The 18,533-nt window shown below is 53.2% G+C and carries 19 protein-coding genes; 7 read left to right on the top strand and 12 right to left on the bottom strand.

Features of this window, described 5'->3' with window-relative positions; genetic code table 11:
• Nucleotides 1–30 precede the first annotated feature (30 nt).
• The 6 genes from ABC502_RS17755 to ABC502_RS17730 all read left to right on the top strand — a co-directional run bounded on the left by ABC502_RS17755 (nucleotide 31) and on the right by ABC502_RS17730 (nucleotide 5,688).
• The gene (locus ABC502_RS17755) at nucleotides 31–1,227 is read left to right on the top strand and encodes a glycine C-acetyltransferase (protein ID WP_330087295.1); all 1,197 of its coding nucleotides are present in this window, start codon (nucleotides 31–33) and stop codon (nucleotides 1,225–1,227) included.
• Nucleotides 1,224–2,249, top strand: a complete 1,026-nt coding sequence (gene tdh, locus ABC502_RS17750) for an L-threonine 3-dehydrogenase (protein WP_345916831.1) — start codon at nucleotides 1,224–1,226, stop codon at nucleotides 2,247–2,249. The genes ABC502_RS17755 and tdh overlap by 4 nt, the downstream gene beginning before the upstream one ends.
• A 224-nt stretch (nucleotides 2,250–2,473) precedes the next feature.
• Nucleotides 2,474–3,040 (top strand): diguanylate cyclase, encoded by a 567-nt coding sequence (locus tag ABC502_RS17745; RefSeq protein ID WP_330087297.1) that lies wholly within the window; start codon nucleotides 2,474–2,476, stop codon nucleotides 3,038–3,040.
• Complete coding sequence (locus ABC502_RS17740) at nucleotides 3,037–4,134, top strand: beta-ketoacyl-ACP synthase III (RefSeq protein WP_345916830.1); 1,098 nt, start codon at nucleotides 3,037–3,039, stop codon at nucleotides 4,132–4,134. The genes ABC502_RS17745 and ABC502_RS17740 overlap by 4 nt, the downstream gene beginning before the upstream one ends.
• A gap of 14 nt (nucleotides 4,135–4,148) precedes the next feature.
• Nucleotides 4,149–4,841 (top strand): iron-containing redox enzyme family protein, encoded by a 693-nt coding sequence (locus tag ABC502_RS17735; RefSeq protein WP_330087299.1) that lies wholly within the window; start codon nucleotides 4,149–4,151, stop codon nucleotides 4,839–4,841.
• Nucleotides 4,831–5,688, top strand: a complete 858-nt coding sequence (locus ABC502_RS17730) for a hypothetical protein (protein ID WP_345916829.1) — start codon at nucleotides 4,831–4,833, stop codon at nucleotides 5,686–5,688. The genes ABC502_RS17735 and ABC502_RS17730 overlap by 11 nt, the downstream gene beginning before the upstream one ends.
• 4 nt (nucleotides 5,689–5,692) lie before the next feature.
• On the opposite strand, the gene nagB is transcribed toward ABC502_RS17730, so the two are convergent.
• The 12 genes from nagB to ABC502_RS17670 form a co-directional block, all read right to left on the bottom strand.
• Complete coding sequence (gene nagB / locus ABC502_RS17725; RefSeq protein ID WP_345916828.1) at nucleotides 5,693–6,487, bottom strand: glucosamine-6-phosphate deaminase; 795 nt, start codon at nucleotides 6,485–6,487, stop codon at nucleotides 5,693–5,695.
• 124 nt (nucleotides 6,488–6,611) lie between these two features.
• Nucleotides 6,612–7,424, bottom strand: coding sequence for a copper resistance protein NlpE N-terminal domain-containing protein (locus ABC502_RS17720; RefSeq protein ID WP_345916827.1), 813 nt, complete (start codon nucleotides 7,422–7,424; stop codon nucleotides 6,612–6,614).
• Between the two features lie 82 nt (nucleotides 7,425–7,506).
• Nucleotides 7,507–7,785 (bottom strand): acylphosphatase, encoded by a 279-nt coding sequence (locus ABC502_RS17715; protein WP_345916826.1) that lies wholly within the window; start codon nucleotides 7,783–7,785, stop codon nucleotides 7,507–7,509.
• A gap of 120 nt (nucleotides 7,786–7,905) precedes the next feature.
• The gene (gene purH / locus ABC502_RS17710) at nucleotides 7,906–9,492 is read right to left on the bottom strand and encodes a bifunctional phosphoribosylaminoimidazolecarboxamide formyltransferase/IMP cyclohydrolase (RefSeq protein ID WP_345916825.1); all 1,587 of its coding nucleotides are present in this window, start codon (nucleotides 9,490–9,492) and stop codon (nucleotides 7,906–7,908) included.
• A gap of 91 nt (nucleotides 9,493–9,583) precedes the next feature.
• Nucleotides 9,584–9,874, bottom strand: a complete 291-nt coding sequence (gene fis / locus ABC502_RS17705; protein WP_228590975.1) for a DNA-binding transcriptional regulator Fis — start codon at nucleotides 9,872–9,874, stop codon at nucleotides 9,584–9,586.
• Nucleotides 9,875–9,889: 15 nt separating this feature from the next.
• On the bottom strand, nucleotides 9,890–10,861 hold the full coding sequence (gene dusB / locus ABC502_RS17700) for a tRNA dihydrouridine synthase DusB (protein WP_345916824.1): 972 nt from the start codon (nucleotides 10,859–10,861) through the stop codon (nucleotides 9,890–9,892).
• A 253-nt stretch (nucleotides 10,862–11,114) separates the two neighbouring features.
• Nucleotides 11,115–12,464 (bottom strand): hypothetical protein, encoded by a 1,350-nt coding sequence (locus tag ABC502_RS17695; protein WP_345916823.1) that lies wholly within the window; start codon nucleotides 12,462–12,464, stop codon nucleotides 11,115–11,117.
• A gap of 189 nt (nucleotides 12,465–12,653) precedes the next feature.
• Nucleotides 12,654–13,535 (bottom strand): 50S ribosomal protein L11 methyltransferase, encoded by an 882-nt coding sequence (gene prmA / locus ABC502_RS17690; protein ID WP_345916822.1) that lies wholly within the window; start codon nucleotides 13,533–13,535, stop codon nucleotides 12,654–12,656.
• Nucleotides 13,536–13,663: 128 nt separating this feature from the next.
• Entirely contained in the window at nucleotides 13,664–15,004 is a 1,341-nt protein-coding gene (gene accC / locus ABC502_RS17685; protein ID WP_330087313.1) for an acetyl-CoA carboxylase biotin carboxylase subunit, read from the bottom strand.
• 18 nt (nucleotides 15,005–15,022) lie between these two features.
• On the bottom strand, nucleotides 15,023–15,478 hold the full coding sequence (accB, locus tag ABC502_RS17680) for an acetyl-CoA carboxylase biotin carboxyl carrier protein (protein WP_330087314.1): 456 nt from the start codon (nucleotides 15,476–15,478) through the stop codon (nucleotides 15,023–15,025).
• Nucleotides 15,479–15,497: 19 nt separating this feature from the next.
• Entirely contained in the window at nucleotides 15,498–15,956 is a 459-nt protein-coding gene (gene aroQ / locus ABC502_RS17675; RefSeq protein WP_345916821.1) for a type II 3-dehydroquinate dehydratase, read from the bottom strand.
• Nucleotides 15,957–16,198: 242 nt separating this feature from the next.
• Complete coding sequence (locus ABC502_RS17670) at nucleotides 16,199–17,986, bottom strand: protein-disulfide reductase DsbD (protein WP_330087316.1); 1,788 nt, start codon at nucleotides 17,984–17,986, stop codon at nucleotides 16,199–16,201.
• Nucleotides 17,987–18,228: 242 nt separating this feature from the next.
• On the opposite strand from ABC502_RS17670, the gene ABC502_RS17665 reads away from it, so the two are divergent.
• Nucleotides 18,229–18,522 carry a co-chaperone GroES gene (locus ABC502_RS17665; RefSeq protein WP_330087317.1) on the top strand — a complete coding sequence of 98 codons (294 nt, stop codon included), beginning with the start codon at nucleotides 18,229–18,231 and terminating at the stop codon, nucleotides 18,520–18,522.
• The last annotated feature ends 11 nt before the right edge of the window (nucleotides 18,523–18,533 follow it).

Genomic DNA, 18,533 nt, shown 5'->3' with positions numbered 1-18,533 from the left:
TCAGTCATACCGTTTTTCCAGGAGATCTCTATGCCAGCCACTGCGTTTTTGCAGCACTTACAACAGCAAATCGATGACGTTAAAAGCGAAGGCCTGTACAAGGCCGAGCGCCTGATCAGCTCGCAGCAAAGTGCTGCCATTCAGGTGGGTGAGCGCAAGGTGCTGAACTTCTGCGCCAACAATTACCTGGGGTTGGCCAATCACCCGGAATTGATCAAAGCGGCGCAGCAGGGGTTGGATAGCCATGGCTTTGGGGTGGCTTCGGTGCGTTTTATCTGCGGCACCCAGGACATTCATAAGCAACTGGAGCAAAAAATCAGCCACTTCCTTGGTATGGAAGACACCATTCTGTACTCCTCCTGTTTTGATGCCAATGCCGGTTTGTTTGAAACCCTGCTTGGCCCGGAAGATGCGATTATCTCCGATGCACTGAACCATGCGTCCATCATTGATGGCGTGCGGCTGTGCAAAGCCAAGCGTTACCGCTACGCCAACAACAACATGGCTGAACTGGAGCAGCAACTGCAACAGGCAGTGGCCGATGGCGCCCGTTTTAAACTGATCGCCACCGATGGCGTATTCTCGATGGATGGCGTGATTGCTGATCTGAAATCCATCTGCGATCTGGCCGACAAGTACGATGCCATGGTGATGGTCGACGACAGCCATGCCGTTGGCTTTGTTGGTGCTAAGGGGCGCGGCACGCACGAATACTGCGAGGTGATGGACAGAGTCGATATTATTACCGGCACGCTGGGTAAAGCACTAGGCGGCGCATCCGGTGGCTACACCTCGGCCCGCAAGGAAATCGTTGAATGGCTGCGTCAGCGCTCGCGGCCCTATTTGTTCTCCAACTCGGTGGCACCGGCCATTGTGACGGCCTCCATCCGGGTGCTGGATCTGCTGGCCGAGGGCGATGCCCTCCGGGCTAAGCTGTGGCAAAACGCCAGCTATTTCCGCGAGCGGATGCAAGCGGCGGGCTTTACTCTGGCCGGTAAAGATCATGCCATTATCCCGGTGATGCTGGGTGATGCCAAAGTGGCGGCCGAGATGGCGCAGCGCATGCTGGCCGAAGGCATTTATGTGGTGGGTTTTTCTTTCCCGGTGGTGCCGAAGGGTCAGGCCCGTATCCGTACCCAGATCTCGGCAGCACACAGCCGTGAGCAGCTGGATCAGGCCATTGACGCCTTTATCCGCATTGGTAAAGAGATGGGAGTAATTCAATGAAAGCCTTAGCCAAATTAAAAGCCGAACCTGGTATCTGGTTAACCGAAACCGAGAAGCCGGAAGTCGGCCCGAACGATGTGCTTATTCGCATCAAAAAAACCGCCATCTGCGGTACTGATGTGCATATTTACAAATGGGACGAGTGGGCGCAGAACACCATCCCACATGGCATGGTGGTCGGACATGAATACGTCGGTGTGGTTGAAGGCATGGGCTCGGAGGTTCGTGGTTTCCAGGTTGGCGACCGGGTATCCGGCGAGGGTCATATCACCTGTGGTCATTGCCGTAACTGCCGTGCTGGTCGGGTGCATCTGTGCCGTAACACCACCGGGGTAGGGGTGAACCGCCCGGGTGCTTTTGCTGAGTACCTGGTGATCCCGGCCTTTAACGCCTTTAAAATTCCGGATAATATCCCGGACAACATCGCCTCAATTTTTGATCCCTTCGGCAATGCTGTGCATACCGCGCTGTCGTTTGATTTGGTCGGTGAAGATGTGCTGATCACCGGTGCTGGCCCGATTGGTATTATGGCCGCAGCGGTAGCGCGCCATGTCGGTGCCCGTCATGTGGTGATTACTGATGTCAATCCTTACCGCCTGCAACTGGCGCTGGATATGGGCGCCACCCGGGCGGTGGATGTCAGCAAAGAAAAGCTGACCGATGTGATGAAAGAGCTCGGCATGACCGAAGGCTTTGATGTCGGTCTGGAAATGTCGGGTGTACCGTCTGCCTTTAACAGCATGCTCAGCACCATGAACCACGGTGGTAAGATTGCCATGCTGGGTATTCCACCGTCGGATATGGCGGTGGACTGGAATCAGGTGATTTTCAAAGGCTTGATCATTAAAGGCATCTATGGCCGTGAGATGTTTGAGACCTGGTACAAAATGGCCAGCCTGATCCAATCCGGTTTGGATCTCAGCCCAATGATTACCCACGAAATGCCGGTCGATGACTACCAGGAGGGTTTTGATATTATGTGTTCAGGCCAATCCGGTAAAGTGATCCTGAACTGGAGCTAACCGTTTCAGCGCTGCACCAAAAAACGGCCACTTCGTGTGGCCGTTTTTTATGGGGGCCTGACACCCTTGGTTTTTGTTGGCAGTCGCTGGCTCCACTGTTTGCTAAAGCCGACAGCGTGTTTGGCAGATGGCTGCTCTGTTTTTCGTGAATGCTATTAGGGATGGGCAAGCCCAGACCTTTCATTTACAATAAATAAAAAAGCCATTCAAAGGATGAAGCCGCTTTGCAAACCAGTGACTTATTAATTCAATTGATGCTCTATGTATTCCTGCCCCTGTGGGGGATTGCAGGCTTTATTGATTGGTGTTGCCACCGGGCTACCCGCATTGAGCACACGTCTGGTGTGAAAGAATCTCTGGTGCATTCGCTGATGGGAATCCAAATGGCGATTCCTATTTTGCTGTGCTTGTTGTTTCAGGTAAATGTGCTGATTATGTTGATTTGTCTGCTGGCCTGGCTGGCACATGAGCTGGTGGCACATTACGATGTGCATTATGCTGCGCCCAGACGACACATCAGTATTTGGGAAATGCATGCCCACAACTATCTGGCTACCTTACCACTCTTTATGCTGTTGCTGATTATCGTGATCAACTTCCCGGTATTTATCCAACTGGTCACTCTGGACTGGCAAGGACAGTTTCAGTTTCAGCGTATGCCTTATGCTCATGGTGGTGATAGTTATTTGCTGTATTACCTTGGATTTATGCTGTTGGTGTGCGTACTGCCCTATCTGGAGGAGAACCTGCGCTGTTTGCGGGTCTATCTGCAACAAAGGGCGGCGGCATGAGTGTATTTATCACCAGTACAGGGCACTTCCTGCCAGGCCCGGCGATTAGCAATGAGGAGATGGAGCCGATCCTTGGTTTGGTGCATGGCAAACCCAGCCGGTTACGGCGGCGTATTTTGCAATCCAATGGCATTCAGCAACGCCATTATGCGATCGACGCAGAGCACCGCACCCTGTTTTCCAACAGTGATATGGCTGCCAAGGCGGTAGAAGATTGTCTGGCAAACAGCTTTATCGGCAAACCACAACTGACTATGCTCAGTGCTGCCACCAGTCAGGGCGATATGGTATTGCCTGGTTTTGGCTCCATGGTGCAGGCCGAGTTGCAACTGGCTGATGTGGAACTGCATACCAGTCATGGTATTTGCTCCAGCAGCATGATGGCGCTCAAAGCGGCCTATACCGGTATTCTGGCCGGCGAACATCGCGCGGCCATGGTGGTTGCCAGTGAGTTGACATCGCGTTTGTTTAAAGCGCGCCGTTACGAAATGGCCGGAGCCGAGCTGGATTTTAATGCCGAGTTTCTGCGTTGGATGCTGTCGGATGGTGCCGGAGCTTTGTTATTGGAAAGCAATCCAAGGGCAGGTTGTTTCCGGATTGATTGGATCCGCGGCTTTTCCCATGCTGATGCTTACCCGGTGTGTATGAGTGTCGGCCAGGCACCGAATGAGAGCCGAAGCTGGCAAGACTATCCAAGTTATGCCGAAGCAGAAGCCGCCGGGGCTTTGTTACTGAGGCAAGATGTGCGGGTACTGGATGCCATTGTCAAACTGGGGGGCGATGGTTATTTGCGCTTAATAGCACAGGGCCTTATCCAACCCGAGGCCATTGATCATGTGCTGTGCCACTATTCATCGCACTACTTCAAAGGCAAGATTTTCGACATGATGCAGCGGGCTGGTGTCGGGCTGGCTGAGGACAAGTGGTACAGCAATCTGTATCAGCGCGGCAATACCGGCTGTGCTTCGATCTTTATTATGCTGGATGAATTCAGACGGACCCAGAGCTATCGGCCGGGCGACACCATCTTATGCATGGTACCGGAAAGCGGTCGCTTTAATACGGTCTATATGCAGTTAACCGTGATGGATTGAACTAGGAGAGCCGGATGTCGGAAGTCATCAAGAGTGAGGTTGCCCAACAAGGTTTGCAGGCCCTGATGCGGGTTTGGTTTGATTTCGAGCGTCAGCTCGGACGTATCCCTTTGTTGCAGCGTCTGCAGCGTGGCCAGTTTTCGCTGGACGATTACCAAACACTGTTGCTGCACTGGCGTCAGCAGGTGATTGAGGGTTCGCGCTGGATCAGCCGCTGCGCCTCGAGCTTTGATCGCAATTACAGCGATGTGCGCTCTGCCATTATTGGCCATGCCCGTGACGAGCACCGGGATTATGAAATGCTGGAGCAGGACTTTGTCGCCGCCGGCGGGAAACTGGCGACCATTCATGCCGCCAGCAGAGCGGATAACATCGGCTCGGAAGCCCTGCATGGTTTTATTATGTATCGGGCCAGTCAGCCCAACCCGGTCGATTTAGTCGGTGCCATGTGGATTATCGAAGGCTTGGGGCAGAAAATGGCCTCAAGTTGGGCCGGGCAAATCGAACAGGCCACTGGCTGTGACAGCAACTGCACCCGCTTTATGCGTTACCATGGCTCGCAGGATGAACACCATATGCAGGAACTGTATCAGTTGCTGGACAGGGTATGCAGCACGCCAGAGCAATTGGCCGCCATTGTCCGGACTGCCAAAGTTGTTGCCAGGCTGTACTGTCTGCAATTGGAAGAGGTGGAACATGGCCAGTAAACCCAGCGCCTATTTGCAAGCCATTGCGCGTGACAACTCACTGCCCATAGAGCAAAGTGCGCTGGATTTATGGTTGAAGGATTTGCAAAATCCGCTGCGCTGGGGCATCCGGCCCTTGCTGCAGTTTGTCTTTGCCATCCTGCTGCACTTGATTTGGTTTTTTAAGCGCTTGCCGCTGCCTCAGTTCAGTGCGCATCAGAGCTTGCAACGGCTGATTTGTTGGTTTTGCCGCCACTTTGTCAGTAAAGAAGCCAATCTGTTGATCCTGCGTCATTATGCCACCGAATCCAATGTACTGAATTTTCTGGCTGCCAATAGTGCGGTGGACCATTATCAGCCGGTGCAGCTGTACCCCAAAAGCATTGATGACATGCTGGACGCCAGCTTTGTCGAGCATGACCAGCAGTTGTTTCGTTTGTTCGGGGAGCTTGGCGTCTGGCACCATCCGGCCAAGCCCCTGCCGGTCGATGAGCTGAGCTGGCAGCACTGGCAGCCAGTAAAGATGGCAGATTTTCACTTTGTCGAAAAGCGCACCCAGTGGCTGGACTTTGAAAGTGCTCACGCGCTTTTTATGTGTTTGTTCTGCTTGTTGCTAACGCGGGAAGAATACCGGGACGCCATCAATGGCTTCAATCTGGATCAGTCCATTGCTTTACGCATTGGTGATCTGGTGGGCAATCCCAAGCTGGCCGAGATGGCGTACAACAAACACCCGCATTATCTGGTAGGGCCCTGGAATTTAAGCCAGCGCTTTTTAATGCATGGTTTTTTTACCGAGCAGTTGTATGCCTACCTGGAAGGGGTGCGGCAAGAGAACTCTGGCCTGGCCAGTAAAGCCGCAGATTAGCGGCTTAGCTTTTCCCCAACCGCTGCAGCAGCAGCTGATTTTCCCGCTCGATATGGCGGTAAAACTCAAGATCAGCCAGCTTGCTGGCAGCGGCTTCATCCAGCACCACCACCGCATGCTGATGCAGTTGCAGTGCCGAGGCCGGGCAGGCGGCGCTTAGCGGGCCCTCCACCATGGCTTTGACCGCATCGGCTTTGGCTTCACCTGTTGCCAGCAGTAGCACCTTGCGGGCATCCAGGATGGTGCCGATGCCCATGGTGATGGACAAGTGCGGTTGGTACTCACCCTCAGTAAAAAAGCGGGCATTGTCGTGGATGGTGGCCTGGGTCAGGGTTTTTACCCGGGTACGCGAACGCAGGCCGGATGATGGCTCGTTAAAACCAATATGGCCGTTGCGGCCAATCCCCAGCAATTGCAAATCAATGCCTCCGGCTGCTTCGATACGGGTTTCGTAATCGTGACAGGCGGTGATGGGATCGGCGGCATTGCCCGGTGGTACATGAGTATGCTCGGGGGCAATATCAATCAGATCAAATAATTGCTGCTGCATAAAATAGCGGTAGCTTTGCGGGTGTTCGGGTGAAAGACCCAGGTATTCGTCCAGATTAAAACTGGTAGCTTTAGCAAAGCTCAGCTCGCCCGCCTGGTAACGGCCAATCAGCTTTTGATAGAGCGCAACCGGGGTAGAGCCGGTGGCCAGTCCCAGCACAGCGTCGGGCTTTTTACTCAGCAAACGACTGAACTGGTCGGCGCCGTACTCAGCAACAGCATCGGCATTGGGCTGGATCACGATCTGCATAACGACTTCCTGTGGTTTTTACAGCAAAGCCACCTGGCGCAGGTGGCCGAATTTTAGGCAGCTAACATAGCAGAAATAAGGATAAATGACAACGTTGTCATCTTGTTTGTGCAGGGGAGCCGGGTTATTCCCCGGCTGGCCCTGCGGCACTAAAGCGCGCCAGTGGTGCCATCCTGGCCCGGTTCAGTGTCAGGCTGTCATCGGTCAGGTTAAAGTTGTCAAAACTTTGTAGAACGTCCAAAAACTCCGACTCGTAATTGTCTTGCAGGCACGCCATTTGCGTCATGCCAACGCCGGAAACCCGTAGCCGCAGAGCATCGCTGTTCAGCTCATAACCGCCAAAGAAACGATTACAACCCGCATGGCCATACACTCTGGCTTCGGTGCCGCTAAATACGATATAAATCGGGTTGTCGGCTGCTAATGGTTGCCCCATCAGCTCTGTTAGTTGCCACTTGGTATCGGCCAGCGGTGCTGTGGCTAGTTGTGGGGGAGGGGCTTTATGCAACTGGTAATGATCTGCCAGCTTACCGGTAATACGCTGGCCGTTCAGGTCCAACTGCCAGAGTATGTTTTCACCAACAAAAAACTGGTCACCGCCAGGCTGTGGCCGCTGCAAACGTACGATCTGGCCACTGCTGTCCCAGTCAAAGTTACCATCTTCACGAAATACTTCGTTGGATTTACCCAGATACTGAGTTTCTAACTGGTAATGCCCATCTTGGTGCAGGGTCAGTTTGGTTTTAATACCTTCGCAGTCGGCGCAGGGCAACACACCCTCATAGCGCCCATCCCAGTCCAGAGCATTGCGGCTGCTGTGAGCCGGGTCTGCTACTGCTGCTGTGGTGCCATTATCAGCATTTAAAGACACATCCGGTTCGGCACAGCCGAGCAATAACATGCTGGCTACTAAAAAGCTTGCGGGTAAATAGTTCATCGCATCGTCCTTCGATTGCTCTAAAAAACCAGTTCAGTATAGGCTGGCTCTCTGAATAACCCCTGAATTTAAGGAGCCTAAACTAACGTCTAATTTGAAAATCCTGCCATTCATCAGTTGGTATGTCTTTATCGATATCAATGGCGCTGACTTGTGCCTGAGGTGGGCCTTGCCAGCACCACTCCAGCAGTTGTTGCAAATGATCGGGCATGCCTTCAGCAACTACTTGTACCCGGCCATTGTCCAGGTTCTGGCAGTAGCCGGTCAGGCCCAACATCCGGGCTTGTTGCTGGGTAGAGGCACGGTAAAACACGCCTTGTACTTTGCCATGGATCTGCAGTTGCCAGCGTTCGTGGTGCATGGAGCCTCCATTGATACTCTGTTGGACACTGAAGTATAGAGTAGCCTGTTTGGTAAGCGTGGCAAAGTAGCAAATAAAAACGGCAGCCGATGGCTGCCGTTGCATGGGGAAGTCGTGCTGTTAGTGGCGGAAATGACGCACACCGGTAAACACCATGGCCATGCCGTGCTCATCGGCAGCGGCAATGACTTCAGCATCGCGCATTGAGCCTCCCGGCTGGATCACTGCAGTGATACCGGCAGCAGCGGCTGCATCGATGCCATCACGAAACGGGAAGAAAGCATCGGATGCCATTACCGAGCCTTTCACTTCCAGCTGTTCATCAGCCGCTTTGATGCCGGCAATTTTGGCGCTGTACACCCGGCTCATCTGGCCGGCACCGACACCGATGGTCATGCTGTCTTTCACATAAACGATGGCGTTGGATTTGACGTACTTGGCCACTTTCCAGCAGAACAATAAATCTTTGAGTTCCTGCTCCGTTGGCTGACGCTTGGTGACTACTGTCAAATCTGTGGCACTGACCCTGGCCTGATCACGGTCTTGCAGCAAAATACCGCCATTGACCTGTTTGATATCCACTGCCGGGGCTGGGGCGCTAAAGGCGCCACACACCAGCAAGCGGACATTTGGCTTGCTGCCAATCACCGCAACAGCCGCTTCGGTGGCTGCCGGGGCAATAATTACTTCGACAAACTGGCGATCAATGATGGCCTTGGCGGTGGTCTCATCCAGTTCACGGTTAAAAGCTATGATGCCACCAAAAGCGGAGGTTGGATCCGTCTGGTAAGCACGCTCATAGGCGCTCAGAATACTGTCGCCAATGGCCACACCGCATGGGTTAGCGTGTTTTACGATGACACAGGCTGGCTCACTGAACTCTTTCACGCATTCCAGTGCGGCATCCGTATCGGCGATGTTGTTGTACGACAGAGCCTTGCCTTGCAGCTGGGTGGCGGTTGATACCGATGCTTCCTGTGCTGTTGGGTCCACATAGAATGCCGCCTGCTGGTGGCTGTTCTCGCCGTAGCGTAAATCCTGCTTCTTCACGAACTGGCTGTTGAAGGTACGCGGGAAACGACTGGCAGGCTCGGCTGGGCTGTCATAGGCTGGCAGCATGGCACCAAAGTAATTGGCAATCATGCCGTCGTACTGAGCGGTGTGTTCAAACGCAGCAATGGCCAGGCTAAAGCGGGTGGCGTGGGTGGTGCCGCCCTGATGTGAACGCATTTCGGACAACACGGTCTCGTAATCAGCGGCATTGACGATTATGGTCACGTCTTTGTGGTTTTTTGCTGCTGCGCGCACCATGGTTGGGCCACCAATGTCGATGTTCTCGATGGCATCTTCTAAGCTGCACTCTTTGTTGGCAACGGTTTTAGCAAAAGGATACAAGTTCACGGCTACCAGATCGATGGCACCGATGCCATGCTCGGCCATCACTTCTTCGTCCTGGCCACGACGTGCCAGAATGCCACCATGTACTTTCGGGTGCAGCGTTTTAACGCGGCCAGCCATAATTTCCGGGTGACCGGTGTAATTGGAGACTTCCTGCACTGGGATGCCATGCTCGGCCAGCAGTTTGGCGGTACCGCCAGTGGACAGGATTTCTACCTGCATCTGATGCAAAGCGCTGGCAAATTCAACAATACCGGTTTTGTCCGACACACTTAGCAGTGCACGACGAATGGGGCGATAGGTAGTCATTTTTGTTTCTCTGTTGCTTAAACGGGGCGATTAAAAATGAAAAAAGCACCTGGCGGTGCTTTTAAGCAGGGGCCGGGCCCCTGCATCAGTCTCAGCTCATGCCGTACTGTTTTAATTTTTTCCGCAGCGTGCCACGGTTAATACCCATCAGGTTGGCAGCACGGGTCTGGTTGCCACGGGTATATTTCATCACTTCTTCCAGCAAAGGACGCTCCAGCTCAGACAATACCAGCTCATACAGGTCGTTGACGTCCTGGCCATTTAGCTGCTGCAGGTAGTGGGCAACGGCTTTTTGCGCAGCGGTTCTCAGCGCTTGAGGTTTTTCCTGAGACTGCACATGGGCATTGGTGATAAAAGGCGAAGAAACAGTTTCATTAAACATTGCGATTCTCTTTACTTAAGTTGCTGCTAGTTGATGAAAATACATAGTTAACGCTGCCAACTGCTGCTCTGGCAGTTCGATGGCGTTGAATTCTCGGCGAAATGCACCGGCTGCATCATGTTCGGCCAGATACCAGCCGACATGTTTACGTGCGATGCGTGGCCCTAAATGTGGGCCATAGAGCTGATGCAATCCCTGCACATGCTCTTGCAAAATGGACTCGACTTCCGAAAGCTCAGGGGGCGCTAATTCTTGCCCTGTGGCCAGGAAGTGTACTACTTCCCGGAAGATCCAAGGACGCCCCTGCGCTGCGCGACCTATCATAATGGCGTCCGCGCCGGTGGTATCAAGCACCATTTTGGCTTTTTGTGGTGAGGTTACATCACCGTTGGCGATCACCGGTAAGGTGACTGCCTGTTTGATGGCGCGAATTGTATCGTATTCTGCGTCCCCTTTGTACATACAAGCGCGGGTACGGCCGTGAACCGCCAGCGCCTGAATGCCATTGGCTTCAGCTATACGGGCAATTTCCACCCCATTTTTGTGGTCCGGATGCCAACCAGTACGAATTTTCAGCGTAACTGGCACCGACACGGCTTGGACCACGGCCTGGATGATCTGTTCCACCAATTGCGGAAATTGCAGCAGAGCAGAACCAGCCAGTTTTTTATTCACTTTCTTGGCCGGGCAGCCCATATTGATATCAATGATATCGGCGCCCAACGCCACATTGTACTGAGCGGCTTCGGCCATTTGTGCCGGATCGGCACCGGCAATCTGTACCGAGCGGATACCAGTTTCAGCCTGATGCGTCATGCGTTTTTGTGATTTCTCGCTTTGCCACACCAGCGGATTGCTGGAGAGCATTTCCGATACGGCCAGGCCAGCACCAAAACGACGACACAGCTGACGAAAGGCGACGTCTGTTACACCTGCCATCGGAGCACAAATCACATTGTTCGGCAGTTGATAGGGACCGATTCGCACTTTTTGCTCCGCTCGCACAGCTCTTACCCTCAGGGGGCGCAAGTTTACGGATTTTTGCCCGCCTTGCAAAGGCTAATATTTAAACAATGTTGAAATTTATTGCGCCCTGAAGCCTTGACAAAAGCTAACTGATTGAATTTTATTCGGCATCAGGCCAGAGCTACCCTCAGGATAAAAAAGGCGCTACCCATAGGCAGCGCCAATATCCAACACTCAGGAACAGAGGTGCAGGAAACAGGGAGGAGCAGAATCCTTAATGATCGTGCTCATCATCGGATGGCTCAGCCACACCGAGCCAGGTGATCAGAGCCGGCTCAAAATCCAGTGCAATGCGCTCAACCGTCAGGCTGTGCAAATCGACTACCACCAGCTGTTTGGCGACCGGATCGGTCAGGTAGATGGTTTCGTTTTGCTGGTTCACAGCAATGCGTGGCCTGTTGTTGTTATCGATGGTTTCGATCAATGCCAGGCTGTCTTTCAAGGCAAAGTCCGCATCCCAGTCAAAGACATGGAGGGCACCACTGCTATCCAAGACCGCATAATGCTCGCCATGCGCATCGACCGCTGAAGCAACGCGGGTGACTTCACTGTCGCCACGCCAGTCCAGCTCACGCATGGTGCCGTGAACAGCATCGATGATCCAAATGGTTTGACCGGCATATCCAATGACCTCATGCTGGTGCTTATGGCCGCTGAAGCTACCAATACGACCAGTCAGGCCGTCGGCATTGGCAATTTTACTGGCTAAAAATTGAGTACCGCGTTGCTCTACCAACAGCACACCGTCGGCGCAGCCAAATAGGGTGTAATCCTCAATTGAATAACTGCCATGCAGGCTGGCACAGGGCTCGGTAAAGCGGATTTCATAGTGATAGTGATCACCATGGCGATGGTACAACTCCACCTGGCTTGGCAGGGTTGTTGCTGTGCCTTCTGCCCGGTAAGTGGTCAGTAGGTAGTCACCCCGTACTTCGGCTGTACCATGTTGGTTGATAGCCAGCGTCAGGCTGGCACCAATGCGGCCATGAGCTAAGTCATCATCATTGAACACGAATACAGCAGCATTTTGCTGTGGATCGGCGTAGCCATCGTAAAATAGTGCTGCCAGGCCTTCGTGTGCTTCGTAATGAGTGGGTGCCGGCCCTGCCAGTTCAAAGCTCAGCATCGCAGGAGCCTGCACATAATCGTGCATATGATCGCCATGATCCTCCTGCCACTGGCCGCCATCCAGAATTTGCGTACTATTTTCGCTGCGTTGATTCAACAGCGCAAAGCGAAAACCCGGGCTGGCATAGAGCTGGGATACTTCATGCTCCGTTTCCAGTTCGGCGATGATTTCGTTATCATGCAAATCAAACACATAGACATGGTGATGATCGTGGTCATGGCTGTGATCATCGTCATGATGCGGCGCTGCGGTGATGACCAATCGGCCACCTTCCGTGTTGTGGTGGCCGTGGTCATGACCATGATCATGGTCATGGTCATGTGGATCCTCTGCTACCGTATCCTGATAGGTATGGCTGTCGTTACAGCCCATTAATACTAAGCCACTGGCCAATGCCAAAGTGGCAGCCAAAGGAAAAGAGGTTGAAGTGCGCACAGCAAGTCTCCGACAGTATGTTATGATTTGTTATAACATAACACCAAACCGGTGGGGCTGACCAGCCTCTTGGGCTGGAATTTTAAGCTGTTGAACGATGATCGGAGCTGTATTTCGAGCCAGGGAAAACGGTGTTTTCCCTGGCAACTGGGCGAAACGGCATGGATGCCGTTGCAGGATGGAAGCGAATCAGTTCAGTTTACGGGCACTTAGTCGTACCCATTCGTCCTGCTCGACCACAGCATCGAATTCAAAACGGTCGCGGTAGGCCGCCATCACTTGCTCGGCCTGTTGCGGCAAAATGCCGGACATCACCAGGCTGCCGCCAGGGCGGACATAGGCTGCAATGATTTGATTCAGTTCGGCCAAAGGGCCGGCCAAAATATTGGCCACCACCACATCAGCACTTAAACTGGGCTGGTCTTTCGGTAAATACAGCTCCAGTTTATCGGCAACTCCATTGCGTTCGGCATTGGCCAGGCTGGCCTGAATGGCTTGCGGGTCGATATCAATGCCGACCACCCGTTTAGCGCCAAGCTTTAAAGCTGCTATTGCCAGAATGCCGGAGCCGCAGCCAAAGTCCACCACCGTTTGCTCTGGCTGGATATGCGCGTCCAGCCATTGCATGCACAGGGCGGTGGTTGGGTGGGTGCCGGTGCCAAAGGCAATACCTGGGTCCAGTAGCACATTGATGGCGTCCGGGTCTGGTATTTCACGCCAGCTGGGGCAAACCCAAAGCCGCTCGCCAAACTGAATAGGGTGGAAGTTATCCATCCATTCACGTTCCCAGTCTTTGTCTTCCAGTTGCTCCAGTTTGTAGTTTAAACCCTGTTTAAACAAAGCAGTTTGCTGCAGTTTATCCAGCACCGACTGCATCGGGTAATCGGCTTCAAACAAGCCCATCACGGTGGTGTCTTGCCAGTACAAGACTTCACCGGGCAGAGGCTCATAAATGGGGGTGTCTTTACTATCAATAAAGGTGACGGCCTGGGCTCCCCAGCCAATCAGCATGTCACTCACTTGTTCGGCGTGGTGCTCGGTGGTTTGAATTCGAAGTTGGATCCAGGGCATTGAGGGTCTCTTGCTGGCAAAACGAAACACCCATTCTAACACTTGCTGGCATCAAAGCTGAAATAAAGCCGCCGTGGAAAATAAAAACAGGCTCCGCAGAGCCTGTTTTAAAGGATTGAACACCCGGTTTATAAACCGAGTTTCTTTTCCAGATAATGAATGTTGGTGCCACCGGCGCAGAAACCAGCATCATTCATAATGTCTTTGTGCAGCGGGATATTGGTTTTGATCCCACCCACCAGCAGCTCAGACAGCGCATTGCGCATTTTAGCTATTGCCACTTCGCGGGTGTCGCCATAGGTGATCAGTTTGCCGACCATCGAATCGTAGTTCGGTGGTACGGTGTAATCGGCGTAAATGTGCGAATCCCAACGCACTCCGAGGCCACCCGGCGGATGGAAGCGGGTGATGGTGCCCGGCGACGGAATAAAGCTGGCCGGATCTTCGGCATTGATACGGCATTCAATGGCATGGCCACGAATCACAATGTCTTCCTGCTTAATGCTGAGCGGCAAGCCAGAGGCAATGCGCAACTGCTCTTTGATCAGATCGACACCAGTGATCATTTCCGTAACCGGGTGTTCCACCTGAATACGGGTGTTCATTTCAATAAAGAAGAACTCGCCGTTTTCAAACAGGAACTCAAAGGTGCCGGCACCGCGGTAGTTCATTACCTTACAGGCTTCGACACAGCGGCCACCGATAAAGTCACGCAGCTCCTGGCTAATGCCCGGGGCAGGTGCCTCTTCCACCACTTTCTGGTGACGGCGCTGCATGGAGCAGTCACGTTCACCCAGGTGGATGGCATGGCCCTGGCCATCGGCCAGTACCTGAATTTCGACATGGCGGGGGTTTTCCAGGAATTTTTCCATGTAGACCATATCGTTGCCAAAAGCCGCTTTGGCTTCGGCTTTGGTCATTTCAATCGAGCTGACCAGTTCGGCTTCAGAGCGGACCACCCGCATGCCGCGGCCACCACCGCCACCAGCAGCTTTGACAATGATCGGGTAACCGATGCGATTGGCAATGGCTTTGTTGGTGGCAGCATCATCACCGACGGCGCCATCCGAGCCTGGCACACAAGGCACACCGGCTTTTTTCATCGCTTCGATGGCCGAGACTTTATCGCCCATCAGACGAATGGAGTCGGGCCGCGGGCCAATAAAGACCAGGCCGCTTTCTTCCACTTGCTGGGCAAATTCAGCATTTTCTGCCAAAAAGCCATAGCCAGGGTGAATGGCCTGGGCATTGGTGACTTCGGCCGCTGCAATCAGTGCCGGTACATTCAGGTAGCTTTTTGGCGAAGGCGCCGGACCGATGCAGATGGTTTCATCGGCCAGCAGCACATGCTTCAGATTACGATCGACCGTAGAATGCACGGCGACCGTCTTGATCCCGAGCTCTTTGCAGGCGCGCAGAATACGCAGTGCAATTTCGCCCCGGTTGGCAATCAAGACTTTTTCTAACATAGGATTGGCCTTTTTTGCTTATTCGATGATAACCAGTGGCTGGTCAAACTCTACCGGCTCGCCGTCCTGAACCAGGATTTCTTTTACCACACCGGCTTTGTCGGACTGGATCTGGTTCATCATTTTCATGGCTTCGACGATGCAGAGGGTATCGCCGACTTTCACGCTTTGGCCGACCTCGATAAATGGCTTGGACGTTGGCGAAGGCGAACGGTAGAAAGAACCAACCATGGGTGAACGTACCCGATGGCCTGAGGTTTCTGCCGGTGCACTGGCAACGGCTGGTGCTGCCGCTGGTGCTGCTGCCGGGGCAGGTGCAGCCATAGGGGCTGGTGCCGCCGCATAGTGGATTTGCTGTGGTGCTGTGCTTTGACGGCTGATGCGAACCGATTCTTCGCCTTCGGTGATTTCCAGTTCAGAGATACCGGACTCTTCAACCAGCTCGATCAGTTTCTTGATTTTTCTAATGTCCATAAAGGTTTAACCTGTCATTCTAGGTGGATGGATTGGATTGTGTAAAAGACACTGCTGCCTCAATGGCAAAGCGGTAACCCTGTGGCCCCAGGCCACAAATCACGCCTTTGGCAATGTCCGAAAGATACGAGTGCTGCCGGAATGGCTCGCGGGCATGCACATTGCTCAGATGCACTTCGATGCAGGGAATGGCTACTGCCAGCAGGGCATCACGTAGGGCAATGCTGGTATGAGTGAAAGCACCGGGGTTGATGACAATAAAGTCTATCTGGCCCAGGCTCCGGTGAATGCGGTCGAGCAGTTCATGCTCGGCATTGCTCTGAAAGTGGCTAAGCTCCACGTTCAAACCCGAGGCAAAATCCTGCAGTTGCTGCACCAGCTCCGTCAGGCTTTGCGAGCCATAGACCGAAGGCTCGCGTACACCCAGCATATTTAGATTGGGGCCATTTAACAACAGAATCCGCGTTTTATTCACCATAAGCTGCACATTTCCTGCACGTTCACGTTAGTTCTCTGCATTATGCCTGAAGCAGCCAGAATAAACAGCTGCCTCGAGCTTTATGAGTAAATAACGTGCGCTTGGTTCCGATTTAACGGCTTATTATAGTGAAATCGTGACAAATGGCAGCAAAATACTGGTCTAATCAGCAGGAAAAGACCAGTTTGTTCTCACTAAGCTGCCGTTTATACCCATATAGCGCCTTGTTGCGACATGGCAGCTTACTGCAGAATGGCTGCTAAATGGCGGGCAAAGGGGCGGGCTGCCATAAAGCCGGTGACACGGGATTGTGTCATTTCCTCACCATCGGCATCAAAGAACAGTAGGGTGGGCAGGCCCAGCACCTGATAGCGATCCAATAATTGCTGATTGGCCCGGGTCATGCGGGTGACATCAATTTTCAGCAGTACCATTTGCTGCAAGTAGGGCTGTACTTGCTCGGCTGGAAAGGTCAGCAGCTCGAACTCTTTGCAGGCCACGCACCACTCCGCGTACAAATCCAGTAATACCACCTGGCCATTGGCTTTGGCCTCGGCCAGCGCCTGATCCAATTCTGCCTGATCGGCTACCAGCCGGAACTGGCCCGGGGTTTGTTGCCCTGCAACAGTTGTTGCCATCGAAGGGCTGGCCGATTGAGGCCACAGCAGTTGCACATTAACCAGTACAGTTAAAATCAGCAGCAATTGCGCCGGTAGCCAGAGCGCGCTACGGGCTTTGGCACTGCTTAGTTGCTGCGATACATAATGCAGGTACAAGGCGGCAGACAAGGCTAGTACCGAGCCCAGCAGCAGAGTCACCCAGCCAGGCACAAAACGATCCAATAACCAGACCGGCACCGCCAGTAGCAAAAAGCCGAAGATATTTTTCACCGCATACATCCACTGGCCGGCTTTAGGCAGCAGCTTAGCGCCCGAGCTGCCGAGGATCAGCAGTGGCAGCCCCATGCCCAGACTGAGTACATAGAGCGTAATGGCACCGCGCAGCAGATCGCCACTTTGCGCTACGTACAGCAGGGCGGCAGTCAATGGGGCTGTCGTACAAGGGGAGGCAATCAGGCCGGATAAGCTGCCCATCACAAAAGCGCCCTTGGCCGAGCCACGTTGTTGCTTGTTGCTGATAGCGGCAACTTTGGCCTGCCAGCCACTGGGTAAACTGAAGTTCAGGGCACCAAACATGGCAAGGGCCAGCAGCACAAACAACAGACTGACCAGCACTAATATCATCGGGTGTTGCAACATGGCCTGAAAACGTACCCCCAGGCTGGCAATCACTAAACCGAGCAAGGCATAGGTGAGTGCCATGCCCTGTACATAGGCAAAGGACAGGCGAAAGGCTTTCTTGTTGGATAAATCCTTGCCCTGACCGACAATAATACTGGATAAAATCGGGTACATCGGAAACACGCACGGGGTAAACGCCAGGCCAAGGCCTAACACAAAGAACACGCCCAGCGTCAGTAAGAAGCCGGAACCTGCCAGACGCTCGGCCAGGGTATTCTGGCTGGATACCGGTGCAGAAGCGGAAGTGGCTGCAGTACCGTTGGCAGCATCGACGGCAGAGCTACCGGAAGATTCGCCAAGCGGCACCGTTTTGGTGGTGGGCGGGTAGCAAAAGCCAGCTTCAGCACAGCCCTGATAACGCACCCGTAACTCGGCGTCCTCGCCAATATCCGATAAGGGCAGGCGCAAAATCACCTGATGGTAGTACACATCGGTCACACCGAAGAATTCGTCTTCAATGGTCATGGCCGCCGGGTAGCTGGGGTGTGAGAAACTTACCGCAATACCGGCAAACTGAAATTGCTCTTTGTACAGATAATAGCCGTCGGCAATGGTCCAGCTAAGCAGCAGCTCATCGTCCTGTTGGCGAAAATCAAACTGAAAGGCCTGATCGACCGGTAAAAAGCGTGACGACTCACCGGTAATGGCAGCCAATACACTGTCATTGGCCTGGGCCGGCAACAGCGCCAGCCAGCACAACAACACGCCAGTCAATAACGATCGTAACATCTATCGGCTCTCTTCTTGGTTTCAGGCAGGTCAGACTATACGCTGCCCGACAGGTTCCAGTCTTGTCTGAAGCGATACAATACCAGTTTGCTGCTATCATTAGCAAAATCTGTTGCCACACAGATCTCTGCAGAAAATTTTTTTAGCTTCCCCCTTGGATTCAGTTTTTGCTTGCCCCATATACAGCGCAACCCATTTTAACAACCCATGTTAAAACGCAAACTCGCTTTAGGAGATAGAGCATGAATATTCGTCCTTTACATGACCGCGTCATCATCAAACGTCAGGAAGCTGAATCCAAGTCAGCCGGTGGTATCGTTCTGACTGGCTCTGCTGCAGAAAAATCCACCCGCGGTACCGTGATCGCCGTTGGCAATGGCCGCATTCTGGATAACGGTGATGTGAAAGCACTGGATGTCAAAGTTGGCGACACTGTGATTTTCAACGATGGTTACGGCGTTAAGACGCAAAAAATTGATGGTGAAGAAGTGCTGATCGTCAGTGAGAACGATATCCTGGCTGTTGTCGAAGCCTAATCAATCATTGC

This window comes from Alkalimonas sp. NCh-2, from assembly GCF_039631345.1.
Taxonomy (GTDB): domain Bacteria; phylum Pseudomonadota; class Gammaproteobacteria; order Enterobacterales; family Alteromonadaceae; genus Alkalimonas; species Alkalimonas mucilaginosa.
The sequence above is the reverse complement of the archived record's forward strand: the minus strand, read 5'-3'. Positions and strand labels throughout refer to the sequence as shown.

What these genes read in the sequence shown, in the direction of transcription:
- ABC502_RS17755 (WP_330087295.1), top strand. Translation starts at nt 31, where the DNA reads ATGCCAGCCACTGCGTTTTTGCAGCACTTACAACAGCAAATCGATGAC.
- tdh (WP_345916831.1), top strand. Translation starts at nt 1,224, where the DNA reads ATGAAAGCCTTAGCCAAATTAAAAGCCGAACCTGGTATCTGGTTAACC.
- ABC502_RS17740 (WP_345916830.1), top strand. Translation starts at nt 3,037, where the DNA reads ATGAGTGTATTTATCACCAGTACAGGGCACTTCCTGCCAGGCCCGGCG.
- ABC502_RS17735 (WP_330087299.1), top strand. Translation starts at nt 4,149, where the DNA reads ATGTCGGAAGTCATCAAGAGTGAGGTTGCCCAACAAGGTTTGCAGGCC.
- ABC502_RS17730 (WP_345916829.1), top strand. Translation starts at nt 4,831, where the DNA reads ATGGCCAGTAAACCCAGCGCCTATTTGCAAGCCATTGCGCGTGACAAC.
- nagB (WP_345916828.1), bottom strand. Translation starts at nt 6,487, where the DNA reads ATGCAGATCGTGATCCAGCCCAATGCCGATGCTGTTGCTGAGTACGGC.
- ABC502_RS17720 (WP_345916827.1), bottom strand. Translation starts at nt 7,424, where the DNA reads ATGAACTATTTACCCGCAAGCTTTTTAGTAGCCAGCATGTTATTGCTC.
- ABC502_RS17715 (WP_345916826.1), bottom strand. Translation starts at nt 7,785, where the DNA reads ATGCACCACGAACGCTGGCAACTGCAGATCCATGGCAAAGTACAAGGC.
- purH (WP_345916825.1), bottom strand. Translation starts at nt 9,492, where the DNA reads ATGACTACCTATCGCCCCATTCGTCGTGCACTGCTAAGTGTGTCGGAC.
- fis (WP_228590975.1), bottom strand. Translation starts at nt 9,874, where the DNA reads ATGTTTAATGAAACTGTTTCTTCGCCTTTTATCACCAATGCCCATGTG.
- prmA (WP_345916822.1), bottom strand. Translation starts at nt 13,535, where the DNA reads ATGCCCTGGATCCAACTTCGAATTCAAACCACCGAGCACCACGCCGAA.
- accC (WP_330087313.1), bottom strand. Translation starts at nt 15,004, where the DNA reads ATGTTAGAAAAAGTCTTGATTGCCAACCGGGGCGAAATTGCACTGCGT.
- accB (WP_330087314.1), bottom strand. Translation starts at nt 15,478, where the DNA reads ATGGACATTAGAAAAATCAAGAAACTGATCGAGCTGGTTGAAGAGTCC.
- aroQ (WP_345916821.1), bottom strand. Translation starts at nt 15,956, where the DNA reads ATGGTGAATAAAACGCGGATTCTGTTGTTAAATGGCCCCAATCTAAAT.
- ABC502_RS17670 (WP_330087316.1), bottom strand. Translation starts at nt 17,986, where the DNA reads ATGTTACGATCGTTATTGACTGGCGTGTTGTTGTGCTGGCTGGCGCTG.
- ABC502_RS17665 (WP_330087317.1), top strand. Translation starts at nt 18,229, where the DNA reads ATGAATATTCGTCCTTTACATGACCGCGTCATCATCAAACGTCAGGAA.